The sequence below is a fragment of the Pseudomonas sp. NPDC087358 genome, from assembly GCF_044900785.1.
GTDB lineage: Bacteria > Pseudomonadota > Gammaproteobacteria > Pseudomonadales > Pseudomonadaceae > Aquipseudomonas.
The window spans coordinates 12,491-31,651 of sequence record NZ_JBJDOA010000018.1 but is presented as its reverse complement, the minus strand read 5'-3'; the positions used below and the strand labels follow the sequence as shown (position 1 = coordinate 31,651).

The window sequence follows — 19,161 nt, the reverse complement described above, 5'->3', positions numbered from 1 at the left end:
TGCTCGCGATGGACTCAACGATTATGCGTGTTGTCTGAGTACACATGTTTTCTTGAGTTCATCGCGAGCAAGCTCACTCCTACAGTTTTTTAAGTACATGGGAGTTTTTGTTTTGCTCACACCCATTCCCGTCACCGTTCTGAGCGGTTTTCTCGGCGCGGGCAAGACCACGTTGCTGCGTCATCTGCTCAAGGAAGAGCACGGCCTGAAAATCGCCGTGATTGAAAACGAATTCAGCGATGCCGGTGTCGACACCCAATTGCTCGGTGATGAGCCTGTGCAGGTGATGACCCTGTCCAACGGCTGCGTGTGCTGCACCATCCACACCGACCTGACGAAAGCGCTGTTCCTGTTGCTGGAGCGCCTGGACAGTGGCGAGATCGCTTTCGACCGTCTGGTGATCGAGTGCACTGGCCTGGCTGACCCGGCGCCTGTGGCACAGACCTTTTTCATCGACGAAGAGTTGCGCGAGCGCTACATCCTCGATGGCATCATCACCCTGGTGGATGCGGCCCACGCCGACACGCATCTGCAGCAGACCATCGCCCAGGCGCAGATCGGTTTTGCCGACCGCTTGCTGGTGAGCAAGACCGACCTGGTGGACGAGGCGGCTTTCAATGCCTTGAGCGAACGGCTGGCGCGGATCAATCGGCGAGCGCCGATCCGCGTGGTCGAACACGGCAAGATCGATCTGGCCGAGTTGCTGGATGTACGGGGTTTTAACCTCAATGCCGATGTCGGTGGCATGGTCCTGCGTCCGCTGGCGCCTGCCGGCCGCTCCATCGACCGCATCAGCAGCCTGGTCCTGCGTAGCGACAAGGCGCTGGATATCGACAAGCTCAGCACCTTCATGAACGACCTGCTGGAAGACCACGGCAAGCAACTGCTGCGCTACAAGGGCGTTTTGAGCATCGCCGGAGAAGACCGCAAACTGGTGTTTCAGGGTGTGCTCAAGCTCTATGGCTTCGACTTCGATGTGGAGTGGGGCGCGGACGAGAAGCGCGAGAGCGTGATCGTGTTCATCGCCGATGATTTGCCGCAAGAGAAGATCCGGGAGGGGTTTGCCGGAGTAGTGGCGGACTGAAAAGGCCGGCCATTGAACAACCGCTGCGCGGCAGACACACCGCTGAACAACCTACAGAAGTAGGCTTTGAACCCAAGAGTACTTGCCCACAAAAAAGCCCGGCTCAAGCGCCGGGCTTTTCATTTCAAGCAACGGCTATCAAGCGCCGTAAACCGGCAGCTTGGCGCAGATGGCTTTGACTTTCTCGCGAACGCTGTCGATCACCGCTTCGTTGGAAAGGTCAGCCAGGATGTCACAGATCCAGCCAGCCAGTTCCTTGCACTCTGCTTCCTTGAAGCCGCGAGTGGTCACGGCCGGAGTGCCGAAGCGCAGGCCGGAGGTGACGAACGGGGAACGTGGGTCGTTTGGCACAGAGTTCTTGTTCACGGTGATGAACGCCTTGCCCAGAGCGGCATCAGCGTCTTTACCGGAGATGTCCTGCTTGATCAGCGACAGCAGGAACAGGTGGTTCTCGGTACCGCCGGAGACCACGTCAAAACCGCGCTCGATGAACACGCCGGCCATGGCCTTGGCGTTCTTCACCACTTGCTGCTGGTAGGTTTTGAACTCAGGTTGCAGTGCTTCCTTGAAGCAGATCGCCTTGGCAGCGATGACGTGCTCCAGAGGACCGCCCTGGCCGCCCGGGAATACAGCGGAGTTCAGCTTCTTCTCGATCTCGGCATTGGCGCGCGCCAGGATCAGGCCGCCACGTGGACCGCGCAGGGTCTTGTGCGTGGTGGTGGTGACGACATCGGCGAACGGAACCGGGTTGGGGTAAACGCCCGCAGCGACCAGACCGGCCACGTGAGCCATGTCGACGAACAGGTAGGCGCCGACCTTGTCCGCGATTTCGCGGAAACGCGGGAAGTCGAGAATCTGCGAGTAAGCCGAGAAGCCGGCAACGATCATTTTTGGTTTGTGCTCGACCGCCAGGCGCTCGACTTCGTCGTAGTCGATCAGGCCGTTGCCGTCGATGCCGTACTGCACAGCGTTGTACAGCTTGCCGGAGGAGGAAACGCTGGCACCGTGAGTCAGGTGACCACCGTGGGCCAGGCTCATGCCCAGGATAGTGTCGCCAGCATTGAGCAGGGCCAGGTAAACGGCGCTGTTGGCTTGGGAACCGGCGTGTGGCTGGACGTTGGCGTAATCGGCGCCGAACAGCTCCTTGGCACGGTCGATGGCCAGTTGCTCGACGATGTCGACGTATTCGCAGCCGCCGTAGTAACGCTTGCCCGGGTAGCCTTCAGCGTACTTGTTGGTCAGCACCGAGCCCTGGGCTTCCATGACAGCCGGGCTTGTGTAGTTTTCCGAGGCGATCAGCTCGATGTGCTCTTCCTGGCGCTTGGCTTCTTGCTCCATAGCGGCATACAGGTCGGAGTCGTACTTGGCGATAGTCAAATGACGGCTGAACATGGCGGTCCTCGGGGATCAGGCGGTAGAAAAGGGAGGCATTCTAACCCATCGGCTTTTATCTGGCATATGAAAGGCAGTCATGTGCTGGACAAGCGGTTTTCATGCGCACGAGAAGGTGATGCCCGGCCCCTGTAGGAGTGAGCTTGCTCGCGATGGTCCCGGTCAGACGATACTGAGGTGCCTGACCCACCGCATCGCGAGCCAGCTCACTCCTACGATGGTCCCGGCCAGACGATACTGAGGTGCCTGACCCACCGCATCGCGAGCAAGCTCACTCCTACGATGGTCCCGGTCAGACGATACTGAGGTGCCTGACCCACCGCATCGCGAGCAAGCTCACTCCTACGATGGGCCCGGTCAGACGATACTGAGGTGCCTGACCCCCCGCATCGCGAGCAAGCTCACTCCTACGATGGACCCGGTCAGACGATACTGAGGCGCCTGACCCACCGCATCGCGAGCAAGCTCACTCCTACGATGGTCCCGGCCAGACGATACTGAGGCGCCTGACCCACCGCATCGCGAGCAAGCTCACTCCTACAGGGGAGCGGTGGGGGTCAATCCAGCATAAACAACGCATCGTTGCTGAACTGCGCTTCGAAACGCGACGCCGGCATCGGACGGCCGAACAGATAGCCCTGCACCTCGTCGCAACCGTGTTCGCGCAGGAACTCCAGTTGCTCGTGGGTTTCAACGCCTTCGGCGATCACCGCCAGATTGAGGCTGTGGGCCATTGCGATAATGGCGCGAGCGATCTGCGCGTCCTGCTCGCCAGAGGGCAGTCCGTCGACGAACGTGCGGTCGATCTTGAGTACGTCGATGGGGAATTGCTTGAGGTAGTTCAGCGACGAATAACCGGTGCCGAAATCGTCTACCGCGATGCTCAGGCCCAGGCGTTTGAGCCCGGCGAGGATCTGCATGGCCTCACTGACTTCGCGCATCAGGATACTTTCGGTCAGTTCCAGCTCCAGGCAGGCAGGCGGCAGGCCGGTTTCCTGGAGGATATTGGCGATGCGCATGCCCAACTGCCCATCGGAGAACTGTCTCGCCGAGATATTGACCGACACTTTAGGCACCCGGACCTTGGCCAGGTGCCATTCGCGTAATTGGCGACAGGCCTCCTTGAGCACCCATTCACCGACTTCCACCACCAGCCCGAGCTCTTCGAGCACCGGAATGAAGTCGCCCGGCGGCACCAGCCCGCGACGCGGATGACGCCAGCGCAACAGCGCTTCGGTACCGGTCAGGCGCTTGCCGTCGCCACTGAACTGCGGCTGGTAATACAGCGTGAACTCTTCCTGCTCCAGGGCATGGCGCAGATCGCTTTCCAGCTCCAGGCGCTCCAGGGCGCTGGCGTTCATGTCAGCCTGATAGAACTGGAAGTTGTTTTTGCCGCGTTCCTTGGCGTGGTACATGGCGGTGTCGGCGTTTTTCATCAACTGGCTGAGCTCATTGCCGTCCTGCGGGCTCAGGGCGATGCCGATGCTCGCAGTGACGAAGAACTCGCGGCCTTCGAGGACGAAGGGTTTTACCAGGCTGGCGAGGATCTGCTCGGCCACATGGATGGCCCGAGTCAACGCAGCCTGCTGGGTCGCCCCCGGTTGCAGGAGCAAGGTGAACTCATCACCGCCCATGCGCGCCACGGTGTCGTCATCGGCGACGCATTCGAGCAGCCGCGAGGCCATTTCCTGCAACATGCGGTCGCCGGCGGCATGTCCCAATGAGTCGTTGATCGGCTTGAAGCGGTCGAGGTCCAGGAACATCAGCACCACCCAGGCATGCTGACGCTCGGCATGCTGCAAGGCAGTGTGCAGACGGTCCTGAAACAGCGTGCGGTTGGGCAGATGCGTCAGCGCGTCGTAGTACGCCAGTCGGTGGATGCGCTGCTCGCTGGCCTTGCGTTCGCTGATGTCGCTGAAGAAGCAAACGTAGCTGGCCAGATCGCCTTCGTCATCGAACACCGCGGTGATGCCGACCCACGCCGGGTAGTGCTCGCCATCTCGACGTTTGAGCCAGAGTTCACCTTCCCAGCTGCCGCGCTGATGCAGCTGCTTGAGGATGTAACCCATGTGCGCTTCCTGCTGATCCTCCACCGTCAGCATCATCGGCAGTTGGTCGAGCACTTGCGACACGGCATACCCGCTGACCCGACTGAACGCGTCGTTGGCCTGGACGATATAGCCTGCAGGGTCGGTGATCAGGATCGCGGAGGTGGAATGCTCGAATACCGTGGCGGCCATGCGCAGGTCTTTTTCCGCGCGGCGCTGCTGACTGATATCACGGCCCACGCCGAGAATGCCTTCAAAGGTGCCTCCTTCATCCCACACCAGTACCAGCCGCAGCTCCACCGGAATCTTGCGGCCGTCAGCGCGCAGGCAGTCGAACAGGAAAAACTGTGTGGTGACCTCGTTGCGCAGGGCGGCCAGCGCCTCGGGTTTGCCCAGCCCTTTGCCGACCCGGCGCAGCAGGGCGTGCAGACTGGCCAGTTGCTGGGGGTTGGCGATGATCGCGTTCCAGCCGTTTGCCTGGATCCACTCGGCGCTGTAACCCAGCACGGCGTTGACCGAAGGGCTTACGTAATTGGGCTTGAGTTTGTGGTCGGTGGAAAAGATCACATCGCTGATGCTTTCGGCCAGCATGCGATAGCGCTGCTCGCTGTCGCGCAGGGACTGGCTGGCCTCGACCTGCTCGGTGATGTCCTTGGCCACGCCGATGATCCGGGTCACCTGACCGTTGTCGTCCGGCGCCAGGGGCTGTTCGCGAATGTCGAAGCGCCGCCAGCTGCCGCGTTTGTCTCGAAAGCGCAGGTGGCATTCAGTGAGCGCGCTATGCCCCTGCTGGCTGCGCGTCTGACGCAGTTGTTCGTAGCCCTCGCTGTCGTCCGGGTGCAGCAGGATCTCCCAGAAATACTCGCCCATCTGCTGCAGCTCATCCTTGCTGTAGCCCAGGGTCTGGCCCAGATGGTGGTTGCTGTAGATCATTCTGCGGGTGCTGACGTCCTGCACATACAGGTGGTCGGGGACTGTGCGCACCACGTCGGACCAGAAACTCTCGCGCTCCAGCAGCGCCAGCTCGGTCTGCTTGCGATTGGTGATGTCATTGATGCTGAGAATCACCGCATTGAAGTCTTGCGCCTGCTCTGGCAAACGCATCACCAGCCATAAATGCTGGTCGTGACCATCGGCGTCGGGCAGCAGGATCTCGAGTTCCAGCTGCTGCTGTCCGTCGAGCACGGCACTGATGATCTGTTCACCGATGCCTTGACGCGAGCGAGGGCAGCCTTCGATCAACTGCTGCCAGACGCGCTCTGCCGAATCGGCACGAAGCAGGCTGGCTGCGACCTGATTGACTTCGGTAATGCGCAGTTGATGCAGCAGCCCCGCAAGCTGCTCCGGATGGTGGTTCAGGCGCGTGCGCAGTTCTTCTGCACTGTGCAACTGCAGCAGTCGCAGCTGCTCGGGCAGGTCGGACAGATCCAGGACGCACAGCGCGACGCCGGTGCCTTCGAAAATATCCTTGTAGCGGCGGCGGCTCTCATGCAGTTGCAACTGTCGGCGTCGCAGGCTGCGAAGGGCCAGCAGCGGCACGATGGAGCAGAGCAGGGCGACCAGGCATTTGATGATCAGCGGGGCGATCAAGGCCTGGCGAGTCTTGTTGGCGTCGAACAGGCCGCGCAATTGCCAGTCACTGTTGGTCAGGGGTTGCAGGAGAACGGTCTGGATATTGGTGGCAGAAGCATCGGCGTGGGCTGTTTCACTCTGATAGATCAGACGCTGCGTCGCGCTGTTTTCCAGCTGCCAGATGGGCTGGAAATCCTGATCGCTTTGCCGGGTCAGGGATTTGAGCACCTGGGGGTCCAGGCGTATGGCCCAGTAGCGCTCTATGTCGCTGCCCGGTTGGCGAACCAGCAGATAGACCCGCGAGCCGTCACCCGCATCGGTGTAATAGTAGGGGCTGCCCTGGATACGCTCACGCATCTGCGTCAAAAACACGGCGTCCTGGCTGTCGGGCGCGCTGTCGGATAGCACATTGGCGGCGCTGTCGAGCCAGGCAACGCTTTGCAGACCAGGCATCGACTGACGCAGGCGCGTGATCGCTGCAGCGTGCTCATCGGCAGATTGCAGCTTGCCCTTGGCATCATCCAGTACATTGAGAGCGACTTGAGCACTCAGGGCCATGTTCAAGCTCAGTCGATCAGCCAGCTGAATGCTGTAGTCAACGCTGCGTTGATGCTGACGTTCCTGGGTCTGCTGAAACTGCTCGATCAGCTGCCATAACAAAAGCACGAGCATGAGCAGCACCAGTATCGCCAGCGCGCCTTTGAGCGAGCCTCGAAAAGGCACGGCCGCTGCGCTTTTAAGAGGGCGCAAGGGAGAAGTGGATGTTGGTGTGGACAAACTTTGATCCTGACTGCTGGACTGAATCAGCGTGTGCGAAGTGCACTATAAGCTCGGCGCCCAAAGGGCGGCTAGCATGCCCTGACTTGTGGCTAAGTGCCAGCCCAATTGGGCTGCACGGTTTGCCCTGTCGACTGCATTCGGGTAGCTTTGCGCGACGCGCGATGTGCCCGATTTCTGCAAGCCTTTCACATTGCTTGCAAACATTGCTCCAGCTTTATTACCGATCCTCGGAAGTTGTGTCGCGCCAGTGGGTCAAGCCTTGATCAATTCAAGGCCCGGAACCGCCCGACGGCAAGTTGCGAAGCTAAATAAAAGCTATTTTTGCGACGGAGCACTAAGCTCGCGCCATTATTCACAGTCATAACCAGGTTTTCATTCCATGGCTCAATACGTCTTCACCATGCATCGGCTGAGCAAAGTTGTTCCGCCGAAGCGGGAAATCCTGAAAAACATCTCCCTGTCGTTTTTCCCCGGCGCCAAGATCGGCGTGCTCGGCCTCAACGGTTCGGGTAAATCCACGCTGCTGAAAATCATGGCCGGCGTCGACACCGAATTCGATGGCGAAGCGCGCCCGATGCCGGAGCTCAACATCGGTTATCTGCCGCAGGAACCTCAGCTGGACCCGAACAAGACCGTTCGCGAAGTGGTCGAGGAAGCGGTCAGCGTGATCAAGGACGCGCAGGCGCGTCTGGACGAGGTCTACGCCGCTTACGCAGAGCCGGATGCCGACTTCGACAAGCTGGCTGCCGAACAAGCCAAGCTTGAGTCCATTCTTCAGGCCAGCGATGGTCACAACCTGGAGCGCCAGCTGGAAGTCGCCGCCGATGCGCTGCGACTGCCTGCCTGGGATGCCAAGGTCGAGCACCTGTCCGGTGGTGAAAAGCGTCGCGTGGCGCTGTGCCGCCTGCTGCTGTCTGCCCCCGACATGCTGCTGCTCGACGAACCGACCAACCACCTGGACGCCGATTCCGTCGCCTGGCTTGAGCACTTCCTGCACGACTTCCCGGGCACCGTGGTCGCGATCACGCACGACCGTTACTTCCTGGACAACGTTGCCGGCTGGATTCTGGAGCTCGACCGCGGCGCGGGTATCCCTTATGAGGGCAACTACTCTGGCTGGCTGGAAGCCAAGTCCGATCGTCTGGCCCAGGAGTCCAAGCAGCAATCGGCCCATGAGAAGGCCATGAAAGAAGAGCTGGAGTGGGTGCGCAAAGGCGCCAAGGCTCGTCAGTCCAAATCCAAGGCCCGTCTGCAACGCTTCGAAGAAATGCAGTCGCAGGAATTCCAGAAGCGCAGCGAAACCAACGAGATCTACATCCCGGCCGGCCCGCGTCTGGGCGACAAGGTCATCGAATTCAAGAACGTCTCCAAAGGCTATGGCGATCGCGTGCTGATCGACAACCTGTCGTTCGCCATGCCTAAAGGCGCCATTGTTGGCGTGATCGGCGGTAACGGTGCCGGTAAGTCGACGCTGTTCCGCATGCTGATGGGCAAGGAGCAACCGGATTCGGGCTCCATCGAGATCGGCGACACGGTGCAGCTGGCCTGTGTCGATCAAAGCCGTGACGACCTGGACGGCAGCAAGACCGTGTTCGCGCAGATTTCCGACGGTTCCGACCAGATCAAGATCGGCAGCTACGAAATCCCGTCGCGCACCTATGTCGGCCGTTTCAACTTCAAGGGCGGCGATCAGCAGAAGTTCGTCAAGGATCTATCCGGTGGTGAGCGCGGTCGTCTGCACCTGGCGTTGACCCTCAAAGAAGGCGGCAACGTGTTGCTGCTCGACGAACCGTCCAACGACCTCGACGTCGAGACCCTGCGTTCCCTGGAAGAAGCCCTGCTGGACTTCCCCGGCGCTGCGATTGTGATCTCCCACGATCGGTGGTTCCTTGACCGTGTGGCGACGCACATCTTGGCCTACGAAGACGATTCGCAGGCGGTGTTCTTCGAAGGCAACTACACCGAGTACGAAGCTGATCGCAAGAAGCGCCTGGGCGATGCCGCTGCACAGCCGCACCGCGTGCGTCACAAAAAACTGGCCTGATCAGGGCGGGTGTCATGAAAAACGGAGCCTTCGGGCTCCGTTTTTCGTTGGGCGCTTCCCGGTCCTTGTGAATACACGCGACTCTTGTAGGAGTGAGCTTGCTCGCGATGCGCCCGTTCACACCATGGAGATACCTGACACCGCATCCCGAGCACGCTCACTCCCACAGGGCAGGCACACAGGTTCGTCTGTTCAAACACCGGCCTCGATCCGCAGCACCTCGATCATCTGATCCCCGGCTGGACGCTTCCATGTCACTTCATCGCCCACCTGAGCACCGAGCAGCGCCCTGCCCAAGGGCGATGCCCAATTGATCAAGTGGCTGGCGGCATCGGCCTGGTCCTCTCCCACCAGTTGCACGCGTTGCTGATGGTCCTGTGCATCGGCAAACGTGACCCAACTGCCGATCTGTACCTTTTCGGTGGAGACCGCAGGCATGACCACCTGCGCGCTCTGCAGGCGTTGGTTGAAGTAGCGCAAATCGCGCTCGATATCGGCCAGACGCTGTTTATCCGATCCGTCACCACGGGTCGACTGCTCGCTGTGCTGGCCCTGCAACGAAGCAACATGGGCTTGCAATTGGGCAAGCCCGCTGGCGGTGACGTAATTGCGATGTGCGCTGACCTGTCGCTCGACCGGCTGACTGGCCTGGGCGGCGGCGTGGTCTTCATTGACGAAGGCGCGGCTCATGGCGTGCTCCCTGTTCATGGTTCCTGAACGTTGGGCCACGCTGGCGCGGGGGAAGTTTCATCGATCACAAGACAGTCCCGCTGGCTCAATGCGAGCGATACGCCTTGGCGGCATCCTGGGTTTTCTGCTGCTCCCAGGCTCGGTCGCGATCATTCCAGATGCTGTCCCGGCCCTGATCCTGAACATTGCGATTTGCCAATTGCGACTGACATTGGCGGAACCCATCGCTCCATCCCTGAGCGTAGATGGTGTCGCGAAGATAACGCTGCACATCCTTTTTATACTGCCCTTTCATCACATCCACTGATTGCCGCCCGCTGGCGCAACCGTCCTGGAACCCGTCGGCGAATGCAGGCGGATAACCTTCGGCCATTAACTGGTCGTGGGTAGACTGACAACCGGCGACAACCACTAGGCACCCCAGCAAAACCCAACGCGCTTTCATTTCCGTATCCTCGACTGATACCAAAAGTCTAGAAGCACATCTGTGAGTTACTTGTAAAAACGGCGTGAGAAATCCATTAGCCGATGTTCGGTAGGGCGGCGTTAGTTCCGCATTTGCGCCGGGCGGACGCATTGCCTGAAAAATCTTTTAGTAATTTTCCTGTGGACGGTCTGAGAAGATGCAGGGTTGTTAAACTGTCGAGCTGCGCGAAACTGCTTAGGAAGATGAATGAACCTTAGAACCATCCTGATTCTTGGCGCCTTGAGCGCTTTTGGCCCGTTGGCCATTGATTTCTATTTACCCGGTTTCCCGGCAATCGCCCTGGCGTTCGCAACGGATGAGAAACACGTTCAGCTGACGCTGGCCTCTTATTTCCTGGGCCTGAGTATCGGTCAACTGGCCTATGGGCCAATCGCCGACCGTTTTGGCCGACGCATCCCGCTGTTGTTCGGCGTCGGGCTGTTCACCCTGGCCTCGCTGGCGTGCGCCTTCGCGCCCAGCCTGGAATGGCTGATCGGCGCGCGATTTGTCCAGGCCCTGGGCGGTTGTGCAGGCATGGTGCTGTCGCGGGCAATCGTCAGCGACAAATGCTCGCCGGTGGATTCGGCGAAAGTGTTTTCGCAACTGATGCTGGTGATGGGCCTGGCGCCGATTCTGGCGCCGATGCTCGGCGGGCTGCTGGTGAACGTCTACGGCTGGCAGACAATCTTCCTGACCTTGACGGTATTCAGTGCGTTCACTGCGGTGGCGGTCGGTACCGGACTGCCTGAAAGCATGCCGGCGGGCCATCCGCGGCTGCCGCTTTCCGGCGCGCTGGGGTCTTACTGGCGGTTGCTGGGCGACCGCATCTTCCTCGGCCATGCCCTGACCGGCGGCATTGCCATGGCGGGGATGTTTTCGTATATCGCAGGCTCGCCGTTCGTATTCATCAAGCTCTATGGCGTTCCGGCCGAGCACTACGGCTGGCTGTTCGGCACCAACGCGGCGGGCTTCATCCTCATCGCCCAGGTCAACGCGCGGCTGGTCGGGCGTTTCGGTCCGGCCTGGCTGCTGTCGCGCGCGGTCTGGCTGTACCTGGCGGCGGCGGCGGTACTGCTGGGCATAGCCTCGCTGCACACCGAGAGACTGTGGCCCTTGCTCATCCCGTTGTTCATCTACATCGCAAGCCTGGGTTGCATTATCCCCAATGCCTCGGCGTGTGCCATGTCTGGGCAGGGCAAGCGCGCCGGCAGTGCCTCCGCGTTGCTCGGTTGCCTGCAATTCAGCGTAGCGGCCGGGGCTGCGGCGCTGGTCGGCGTGCTGCACGACGGGACTGCGGTGCCCATGGCCGTGGTCATCACGCTGTGCGGCGTGCTGGCGGCCGGGCTTTCGGTGATGACTCGTCGCGCGCAGAAAATTCGCGATGCGCACGTGCCTCATACCGACTTCCGCATCTGATCGAGGCGGGCGACGTGCTGTCACGTTGCCCGCCTGAGCGTGAGGATTTGTTGGCATCAGCGCGTGGGAAAACTGCGTTTGATCTTCAATAACGTGAAAAACTTTGGCTCGCCCGTAGTTGTTTACTACTTAAGAAAAAGACATTTCTGACAAGGCGATTTTTCCGGAAAAAAAGGACACTTTTTTTCAGAGATAAATCCACGCCGGGCAGTTGTCCTGAAGATTTTTTTCATGAGGGTTTCTGGAATATTTGCTGTAGGCAATTGCCTCGCCTTTGCCGCGGTGGCGCAGCGACGAATTCTCCCCAGCCCTTGTATCTCATGCTGTGTGCAACCTTCGCGAGTGTTTGCGACCCGGCTGCCAGCGCGTGACCTTTACCCAATGTTCTGCCCCCCGACTGGCATCCTTGAACTTCCGGCCAAGGGCGGCTAATTCAATGTCCGGATACAGCGCTTATACTATGCGGCCATAATGGATCCGATTTAAGGGCCTGTGGCTGAAACTGTCGGGCGTGTATCGGAAATCTGTATGCGGCGACGAGATTTTGTTTGCCCGGAGTTGCCATCAGGTGATGCAGATCAAAGTCATCGTTTGCTCGTTGCAGCGATGATAACTGCACAGCGCCAGTGGCGAGCCGGTCATCGTAGTAGACGAATGTGTCAACAGGGAGTTAAGACATGGAACATGCACCTTGCATCAGCCAGATTGCCGCACTGCTGGCGGATCCAAAGCGCAGTGCGATGATGTGGGCATTGATGGATGGCGCCTCGCGGGCGGCTGATGAACTGGCGTTGCTGGTCGGCTTGTCCACTTCCTCGGCGGGCGCGCATCTGGCGCGGCTGGCCTCCGGCGGCTTGCTGCGGCTGGAATCGCGAGGAAGGAAACGCTTTTTCAGGCTGGCCGCTCCGGAAGTCGGCACTGCGGTCCAGGCACTGGCCAGTGCCTCGATGATCAGTGCCGAGGTGGTCAGCCGCAGTGTCGCGCAGCCGTTGCCGCCCCTTCCGGTACGCCACGCGAGCGTGTGTGCCGATCATTTGGGCGGAGAGTTGGCGACCGAGCTGTATCAGCGAATGCTGGAGGCGGGCTGGATCGAGCAGTCCGATCAGCGCCTGGAGGTCACCAGCGTCGGGATTTCCCGATTTGCCGAACGTGGCATCTTCGTTCCGGCGCTAGCCCACCGACAGCGTGAAACCGTCTGCGCCTGCGCTGACTGTAACGATGTCAGTCCCCACCTTGGCGGAGCCTTGGGCGCCGGGTTGCTGCAGTTGTTCATGCAGTTGGGCTGGCTGCGGACCACCGGGGAAGCCAGCACACTGCAGGTTTCATCCAATGGTCAGCGGGAGATCAGCAAGATCGCCTCGGCAGCTTGAACCTGCGCTTGAGGCGCAGGCATCTCCTGTTACAGCATGGCTTGCCGGGGGTAGCGATCTTCGAAGGTGCTACCGCCGGCAAGCCGTGCTGCCAAGGCACATCGTCACACTCGAAAGCGGTTACGGCTTGACCAGCCGTGCATCGAGACTGTTCTGCGCCAGGCGCCGGGCCTGATCTTCAGTCATGCCCAGATGGGTGTGCAGCGCATGGAAGTTCTCGGTCACGTAGCCGCCGAAATACGCCGGGTCATCGGAGTTGACGGTCACCTTCACGCCGCGCTCGAGCATGTCGAGAATGTTGTGCTGGCTCATGTCATCGAACACGCACAGCTTGGTGTTGGACAGCGGGCAGACCGTCAGCGGAATCTGTTCGTCGATAATGCGCTGCATCAGGCGCTCGTCTTCGATGGCGCGTACGCCGTGGTCAATGCGCTGGATCTTCAGCAGGTCCAGGGCCTCCCAGATGTACTCCGGCGGGCCTTCTTCGCCGGCGTGGGCCACGGTCAGGAAACCTTCGTTGCGCGCACGATCGAACACCCGTTGAAATTTGCTCGGCGGGTGACCCATTTCCGAACTGTCCAGCCCGACCGCAACGAAGGCGTCGCGGAACGGCAGCGCCATGTCCAGCGTGCGTTCGGCTTCTTCTTCGCTCAAGTGGCGCAGGAAGCTCAGGATCAGGCCGCTGCCGATGCCCAGTTGCTGTTTGCCGTCCTTCAAGGCACCGGCGATGCCAGCGAGCACCACTTCGAACGGGATGCCCCGATCGGTGTGCGTCTGCGGGTCGAAGAACGGTTCGGTATGGATAACGTTCTGCGCCTTGCAGCGCTGCAGGTAGGCCCAGGTCAGGTCGTAGAAGTCCTGCTCGGTACGCAGGACATCTGCGCCTTGATAGTAAAGGTCGAGAAACTCCTGCAGATTATTGAAGGCATAAGCCTTGCGCAGGGTTTCGACGTCATTCCAGGGCAGGGCGATCTTGTTGCGTTCGGCCAGTGCGAACAGCAACTCAGGCTCCAGCGAGCCTTCCAGATGCAGGTGCAGTTCGGCCTTGGGCAGGGCGTTCAACCAGTCGTACATGTGCTTTTCTCATCAGGTGCAATGGCGGGCATTCTACAGAGTCGAGCACGGCGGCTGGGTGAAAACCTGACCGAAAGGTTCAGACCGTCGCTTGTGGCTCCCTTCTATAAGCGTAGGTATCGGCAAAACGCGACAACAAAAACGCGGCGCAGGTGGTCGGCGGGTACAGCGGCGGATGCTGGTCGTCGGTGCAACCTGGCAGGCATTCAATCGGTGTATCGGGGTGCGGCTCGGCGAAGAACGGCATCGAATAGCGATCCACGCCCAGTGGGCTGATCACTCGATGCGGTGTCGAGACGTACTGATCGTTGCTCCAGCGCGCCATCATGTCACCCAGGTTGACCACGAAAGTGCCTTCGATCGCAGGTGCATCGATCCACTGTCCTCTGACATCGCGCACTTGCAGACCTCCCGCGGCATCCTGATACAGCAGCGTGATGCAGCCATAGTCGGTATGCGCGCCGGCACCTTGCTGTTGTTCGCTGCTGGCGGTGTGGCGGGGCGGGTAGTGAATCATCCGCAGCACGCTGACCGGTTGATCGAAGCGTTGATCGAAGAAGTCGCGCTCGATGCCCAGCGCCGGGGTCATGGCCCGCAGCAGCGTCAAGGCAAGGGCTTGCATGTCCGTGTAGTGCTGCTCCATCAGACTCGCCCAACCCGGCATATCCGGGTGGCGATTGGGGCCGCGCAGCGGCTTGCCGTCCAGCACATCGGGATGATCGGCAGGCAGGTGCAGGCCCATGTCGAAGGTTTCCTTCAGATCACTGGGCAGACCGGGGTCCAGCTGTTCGGTGGCGATGGCCCCGTAGCCGCGATGATGCTGGCTTTGGGTAATGTCGATGCTGAGTTTTTCTGCCGTGGGCCGGGCAAAAAACTGCCGGGCGCTGCCGATCACCTGCTCGACGCGTTCGGCGCTGATCGGATGGCCGGTTATGTAGAAGAATCCCCACTGGCGACAGGCGGCGTCGATCTGCCGGGCCACCTGGTGCCAGGCCTGGTCGTCACTGCCGTAGAGCGCGCAGATGTCGATGACGGGAAGCGGGTTCATGGAAGCTCCAAGGCAAGTGAGTTTGTCCTGTAGCAGTCCGGCTTGCCGGCGCTAGCGATTGCGATTGCGAGGGCGCCACCGCCTGCAAGCCGGACTGCTACAAGGGAAAGGTGTGATCGCCTTACTTGGGCAATTCTGCCTTCACCCCTTCAACGTAATAGTTCATCGACGCAAGTTCGGCATTGGTGGCGATGCTGCCTGCCGGAATCTTCACCGCACCGGTCTGGTCCTTGATAGGCCCGGTGAACGGGTGGAACGCGCCACTTTCGATGTCGGCGATGATCTTCTGCGCTTGGCCCTTGACGTCAGCCGGCACCAGATCGCTGATCGGCAGTTCCACCGTGCCTTCCTTCAAACCGCCCCAGTAGTCCTGGGATTTCCAGGTGCCGTCGAGGACTGCCTGAGTGGCCTGGATGTAATGCGGGCCCCAGTTGTTGACGATCGAGGTCAGCACCGCCTTGGGACCGAAATGCGCCATGTCCGAGGCATAACCCACGGCATAGACACCACGGCGCTCGGCCGCCTGGATCGGTGCGGGGCTGTCGGTGTGCTGAAAGATCACGTCCGCACCCTGGTCGATCAGGGCATTGGCGGCGTCCGCTTCCTTGCCCGGGTCGAACCAGGAGTTGACCCACACCACTTTGATTTCAGTGCCGGGGTTGTACTTGTTCAAGGCCAGCTGGATCGCGTTGATGTCACGCAGGACTTCCGGGATCGGGAACGAGGCGACATAACCGATCTTCCTGGTTTTGGTCATCTTCGCGGCGAGGAAACCACCCACGTAGCGGCCCTCATAGGTGCGGGCCAGGTAGGTGCCCATGTTCTTGTCCTGCTTGTAGCCGGTCGCGTGTTCGAAGGTCACTTTCGGGAACTGCTTGGCGACTTTCAGCGTCGGGTTCATGTAGCCGAACGAGGTGGTGAAGACCAGGTCGTAGCCGCCCTTGGCCATGTTGCGGATGACCCGCTCGGCGTCCGCGCCTTCCGGGACGTTTTCGACAAAACTGGTGGTCACTTTGTCGCCCAGTGCCTTGGCCATGGCCTGACGGCCCTGTTCATGCTGATAGGTCCAGCCGTGATCGCCGATCGGACCTATGTAAACGAACCCGACCTTGAGGGGGTCGGCTGCAACGGCCATCAGACTGGAACTCAGACCAACGACAGCGGCCATGGCGCACAGCAGTTTTTTCAGCGGACGACGTGAGTGAGGGGTGGAAAGCATGCAGGTCGAGCTCCTTTGGTCTTGTGGGCCGGGCCTTCGAGGCGGGGCGTTCGACTCAATGCAAAAAGCTGACCAATAAGACAGGTCTAGCGGTGTGGCGGCCCGCCGGCGCTCCGGCCGATGGGCAAGTTGGTTTGCTTGATCACAGACGGTGCGACCGCGTTCGCCGATGCCGTGAACCGGTGCACGATCTTCAGTCACAGCGTCACGGGCCCGGCTAAGTGGCGGTTGGCGGGTCGGGCATTGAAACCTTTGCTTACAACACACACTCTCAACCGCTTGAGCGGTTTTAATTCATGGATGTGCGGCCTGGGTCGCAAAGGCTAAAAGGCAGCGATGGGCACGATTCTCAAGCAAGAAAAATTTCTTCTGTTGGCAGTGATTGCGACCTGCCTGGCGTATCCGTTCGAGCATCAGTTGCTCGGCCATGGGCATACCGTCGCGCTGATCAGCGGGGTTGCTTTGGTGGTGTTCATTGTTTGCGCTTCGATGCGCGTGGCGCACCATGCCGAATTGCTCGCGGAGAAATTCGGTGACCCCTACGGGACCATGATCCTGACCCTGTCGGCGGTGCTGGTCGAGGTGGTGATCCTGGCGATCATGATGAGCAACGAGCCCTCGCCGACGTTGGTGCGCGATACGATCTATTCGGCGGTCATGCTCGACATCAACGGCATCCTCGGGCTCGCGGCCTTGATGGGCGGGCTCAAGCACGGCGAGCAGTCCTATAACGACGACTCTGCGCGCTCCTACAGCGTGATGATCCTGACCGCGATGGCGGTGTCGATGGTGGTGCCCGAGTTCATTCCCGAATCGAAATGGAAGGTGTATTCGGCCTTCACCATTGGTGCAATGATTTTGCTCTACGGCCTGTTCCTGCGCATGCAAGTCGGGCCGCACAGCTATTTCTTCAGCTACAGCTACCCCGACAAGAAACGCCGCAAGGATCAGCCAGAGCAAGCCAGCGAGCCGGTAAACCTTTCATTGTCCATCGGCACGCTGGTATTTGGCGTGGTGATCATCGGCGCTTTGGCCGAGGTGATGTCCAAGACCGTGGACCTGGGACTGGAAGGCAGCGGCGCGCCGCCGGTGATGACGGCGATCCTGGTGGCGGCCATTTCCGCGGCACCGGAGATCCTCACCGCGTTGCGCGCGGCACTGGCCAACCGTATGCAGTCGGTGGTCAATGTGGCGCTGGGGGCTTCGTTGTCGACGGTGATCCTGACGGTGCCGGTGATGGAAGCGATGGCGCTGTACACCGGCCAGCCGTTTCAGATGGCGATGACGCCGGTGCAGACGGTGATGATCTTCGTCACCCTGCTGATCAGCGCCATCAACCTCAACGACGGCGAAACCAACGCCATCGAGGGCATGACCCACTTCGTGCTGTTCGCCACGTTCGTGATGCTGTCGTTGTTGGGGTTATAGAAGCCCCTTGACGCTGAAATAACCTGTAGGAGTGAGCTTGCTCGCGATTGAGATATATCAGTCGTAACTTCTTGGCTGACACACCGCAATCGCGAGCAAGCTCACGCCTACAGAAAAGCGTTTGAATCAGCCTCTGATCAACTGCGCCGCCGCCTGCCGGTGGTCGGCGATCAGGCCCTTGAGATCCAACCCTTCCACCTGACCGTCGATCACCCGCCATTTGCCGCCGATCATCACTCGATCCGCGCGATCCGCCCCGCAGAGCAGGAGCGCCGATACTGGATCATGGCTGCCGGAAAAGCGCAGCTCGTCGAGTTTGAACAACGCCAGATCTGCCTGTTTGCCCACCGCCAACTCACCGATGTCGCTACGGCCCAAGAGCTTGGCCGAACCTTTGCTCGCCCAGCCCAGGACCAACGCCGGGGTGATCTTTTCTGCGCCATAGCGCAGGCGTTGCAGGTAAAGCGCCTGCTTGGCTTCCAGGATCATGTTCGACGCATCGTTGGATGCCGAGCCGTCGACTCCCAGTCCGATGGGTGCACCGGCAGCGATCAGGTCCAGGGTCGGGCAGATGCCGGATGCCAGGCGCATGTTCGAGCTCGGGCAGTGGCAAATCCCGGTGCCTGCTTCACCCAGGCGGGCGATTTCCTGCTCGTTGAAGTGAATGCCGTGGGCCAGCCAGGTACGGGGTCCGAGCCAGCCGACGCTGTCCAGATAATCAACTGTGCGCAGGCCAAAACGCTGCAGGCAGAAATCTTCTTCATCCAGGGTTTCGGCAAGGTGTGTATGCAGGCGGACGTCGAGGCTGTGCGCCAGCTTGGCGCTTTCGGACATGATCTCGGTCGTCACCGAAAACGGCGAGCAGGGCGCCAGCGCAATCTGAATCTGCGCACCGTCGCCTCGCTCATGATAGGTGTCGATCAAACGCTGACTGTCTTGCAGAATCACCTGGCCCTGTTGCACGGTCTGCTGCGGAGGCAAGCCGCCATCGGCTTCGCCCAGGCTCATGGAACCGCGCGTGAGCATCGCGCGCATGCCCAGTTCGCGCACGCTTTGCACCTGGACATCGATGGCGTTTTCCAGCCCGTCCGGAAACAGATAGTGATGGTCGGCAGCCGTGGTGCAGCCCGACAGCAACAGTTCGGTCAGCGCCACCTTGCTCGCCAGTGCCAGTTTTTCCGGAGTCAGCCGCGCCCATACCGGGTAGAGCGTCTTGAGCCATGGGAACAGCGGCTGATTGACCACCGGAGCCCAGGCTCGCGTCAGGGTCTGATAGAAGTGATGATGGGTGTTGATCAGCCCCGGCAACAGCACATGCTCGCGCGCATCGAACACCTGATCGCAGGGCTGCGAAGGTGATTGACCGGCGCCAAGCAGTTCAACGATCAAACCGTCCTCGACCACCAGCCCGCCTCGGGCATCGAGATCGTTGGCAGTAAACACGGCTAGGGGGTTTTTCAACCAGATACGGATCGCAGGCATCGGCCGGCTCCTCTGAAAAATGGGTTCAGGTCGCCAGCTCAGTGTTGC

13 protein-coding genes are annotated in these 19,161 nt (G+C 60.4%); 5 read left to right on the top strand and 8 right to left on the bottom strand.

The window, feature by feature from the left end; genetic code table 11:
- The first annotated feature begins 97 nt into the window (after window positions 1-97).
- Entirely contained in the window at window positions 98-1,084 is a 987-nt protein-coding gene (gene yjiA, locus ACI2KS_RS27430) for a GTPase (protein WP_404624170.1), read from the top strand.
- Window positions 1,085-1,222: 138 nt separating this feature from the next.
- On the opposite strand, the gene glyA is transcribed toward yjiA, so the two are convergent.
- A complete protein-coding gene (glyA, locus tag ACI2KS_RS27425; RefSeq protein ID WP_404624169.1) occupies window positions 1,223-2,476 on the bottom strand; it encodes a serine hydroxymethyltransferase in 1,254 nt (417 codons plus the stop codon).
- Window positions 2,477-3,033: 557 nt separating this feature from the next.
- Complete coding sequence (locus ACI2KS_RS27420) at window positions 3,034-6,873, bottom strand: EAL domain-containing protein (RefSeq protein WP_404624168.1); 3,840 nt, start codon at window positions 6,871-6,873, stop codon at window positions 3,034-3,036.
- 382 nt (window positions 6,874-7,255) lie between these two features.
- Between ACI2KS_RS27420 and ettA the strand changes: the two genes are divergently transcribed.
- Complete coding sequence (gene ettA, locus ACI2KS_RS27415) at window positions 7,256-8,920, top strand: energy-dependent translational throttle protein EttA (protein WP_404624167.1); 1,665 nt, start codon at window positions 7,256-7,258, stop codon at window positions 8,918-8,920.
- Between the two features lie 192 nt (window positions 8,921-9,112).
- Here ettA and ACI2KS_RS27410 read toward each other — a convergent pair whose 3' ends face one another.
- Window positions 9,113-9,610, bottom strand: coding sequence for a GreA/GreB family elongation factor (locus ACI2KS_RS27410; protein WP_404624166.1), 498 nt, complete (start codon window positions 9,608-9,610; stop codon window positions 9,113-9,115).
- 85 nt (window positions 9,611-9,695) lie between these two features.
- The gene (locus tag ACI2KS_RS27405) at window positions 9,696-10,055 is read right to left on the bottom strand and encodes a hypothetical protein (protein WP_404624165.1); all 360 of its coding nucleotides are present in this window, start codon (window positions 10,053-10,055) and stop codon (window positions 9,696-9,698) included.
- A gap of 228 nt (window positions 10,056-10,283) precedes the next feature.
- On the opposite strand from ACI2KS_RS27405, the gene ACI2KS_RS27400 reads away from it, so the two are divergent.
- Both ACI2KS_RS27400 and ACI2KS_RS27395 read left to right on the top strand, forming a co-directional pair.
- Window positions 10,284-11,492 carry a multidrug effflux MFS transporter gene (locus ACI2KS_RS27400; protein ID WP_404624164.1) on the top strand — a complete coding sequence of 403 codons (1,209 nt, stop codon included), beginning with the start codon at window positions 10,284-10,286 and terminating at the stop codon, window positions 11,490-11,492.
- A 677-nt stretch (window positions 11,493-12,169) separates the two neighbouring features.
- Complete coding sequence (locus ACI2KS_RS27395) at window positions 12,170-12,862, top strand: ArsR/SmtB family transcription factor (protein ID WP_404624163.1); 693 nt, start codon at window positions 12,170-12,172, stop codon at window positions 12,860-12,862.
- A gap of 120 nt (window positions 12,863-12,982) precedes the next feature.
- Here the strand turns inward: ACI2KS_RS27395 and ACI2KS_RS27390 are convergent, their stop codons facing one another.
- The 3 genes from ACI2KS_RS27390 to ACI2KS_RS27380 form a co-directional block, all read right to left on the bottom strand.
- The gene (locus ACI2KS_RS27390) at window positions 12,983-13,936 is read right to left on the bottom strand and encodes an adenosine deaminase (protein WP_404624162.1); all 954 of its coding nucleotides are present in this window, start codon (window positions 13,934-13,936) and stop codon (window positions 12,983-12,985) included.
- A gap of 79 nt (window positions 13,937-14,015) precedes the next feature.
- A complete protein-coding gene (locus ACI2KS_RS27385; protein WP_404624161.1) occupies window positions 14,016-14,984 on the bottom strand; it encodes a 2-oxoglutarate and iron-dependent oxygenase domain-containing protein in 969 nt (322 codons plus the stop codon).
- A gap of 121 nt (window positions 14,985-15,105) precedes the next feature.
- Window positions 15,106-16,203, bottom strand: a complete 1,098-nt coding sequence (locus tag ACI2KS_RS27380) for a BMP family ABC transporter substrate-binding protein (protein ID WP_404624160.1) — start codon at window positions 16,201-16,203, stop codon at window positions 15,106-15,108.
- A gap of 336 nt (window positions 16,204-16,539) precedes the next feature.
- Between ACI2KS_RS27380 and ACI2KS_RS27375 the strand changes: the two genes are divergently transcribed.
- Complete coding sequence (locus ACI2KS_RS27375; protein WP_404624159.1) at window positions 16,540-17,631, top strand: calcium:proton antiporter; 1,092 nt, start codon at window positions 16,540-16,542, stop codon at window positions 17,629-17,631.
- Between the two features lie 126 nt (window positions 17,632-17,757).
- Here ACI2KS_RS27375 and ACI2KS_RS27370 read toward each other — a convergent pair whose 3' ends face one another.
- On the bottom strand, window positions 17,758-19,113 hold the full coding sequence (locus tag ACI2KS_RS27370; RefSeq protein WP_404624158.1) for an 8-oxoguanine deaminase: 1,356 nt from the start codon (window positions 19,111-19,113) through the stop codon (window positions 17,758-17,760).
- Window positions 19,114-19,161 lie beyond the last annotated feature (48 nt).

Bases quoted from the DNA above. Each gene is read 5' to 3' on its own strand.
- ACI2KS_RS27375 (WP_404624159.1), top strand. From the start codon at position 16,540: ATGGGCACGATTCTCAAGCAAGAAAAATTTCTTCTGTTGGCAGTGATT.
- ACI2KS_RS27400 (WP_404624164.1), top strand. From the start codon at position 10,284: ATGAACCTTAGAACCATCCTGATTCTTGGCGCCTTGAGCGCTTTTGGC.
- ACI2KS_RS27395 (WP_404624163.1), top strand. From the start codon at position 12,170: ATGGAACATGCACCTTGCATCAGCCAGATTGCCGCACTGCTGGCGGAT.
- ACI2KS_RS27385 (WP_404624161.1), bottom strand. From the start codon at position 14,984: ATGAACCCGCTTCCCGTCATCGACATCTGCGCGCTCTACGGCAGTGAC.
- ACI2KS_RS27405 (WP_404624165.1), bottom strand. From the start codon at position 10,055: ATGAAAGCGCGTTGGGTTTTGCTGGGGTGCCTAGTGGTTGTCGCCGGT.
- yjiA (WP_404624170.1), top strand. From the start codon at position 98: ATGGGAGTTTTTGTTTTGCTCACACCCATTCCCGTCACCGTTCTGAGC.
- ACI2KS_RS27380 (WP_404624160.1), bottom strand. From the start codon at position 16,203: ATGCTTTCCACCCCTCACTCACGTCGTCCGCTGAAAAAACTGCTGTGC.
- ACI2KS_RS27410 (WP_404624166.1), bottom strand. From the start codon at position 9,610: ATGAGCCGCGCCTTCGTCAATGAAGACCACGCCGCCGCCCAGGCCAGT.
- ACI2KS_RS27390 (WP_404624162.1), bottom strand. From the start codon at position 13,936: ATGTACGACTGGTTGAACGCCCTGCCCAAGGCCGAACTGCACCTGCAT.
- glyA (WP_404624169.1), bottom strand. From the start codon at position 2,476: ATGTTCAGCCGTCATTTGACTATCGCCAAGTACGACTCCGACCTGTAT.
- ACI2KS_RS27370 (WP_404624158.1), bottom strand. From the start codon at position 19,113: ATGCCTGCGATCCGTATCTGGTTGAAAAACCCCCTAGCCGTGTTTACT.
- ettA (WP_404624167.1), top strand. From the start codon at position 7,256: ATGGCTCAATACGTCTTCACCATGCATCGGCTGAGCAAAGTTGTTCCG.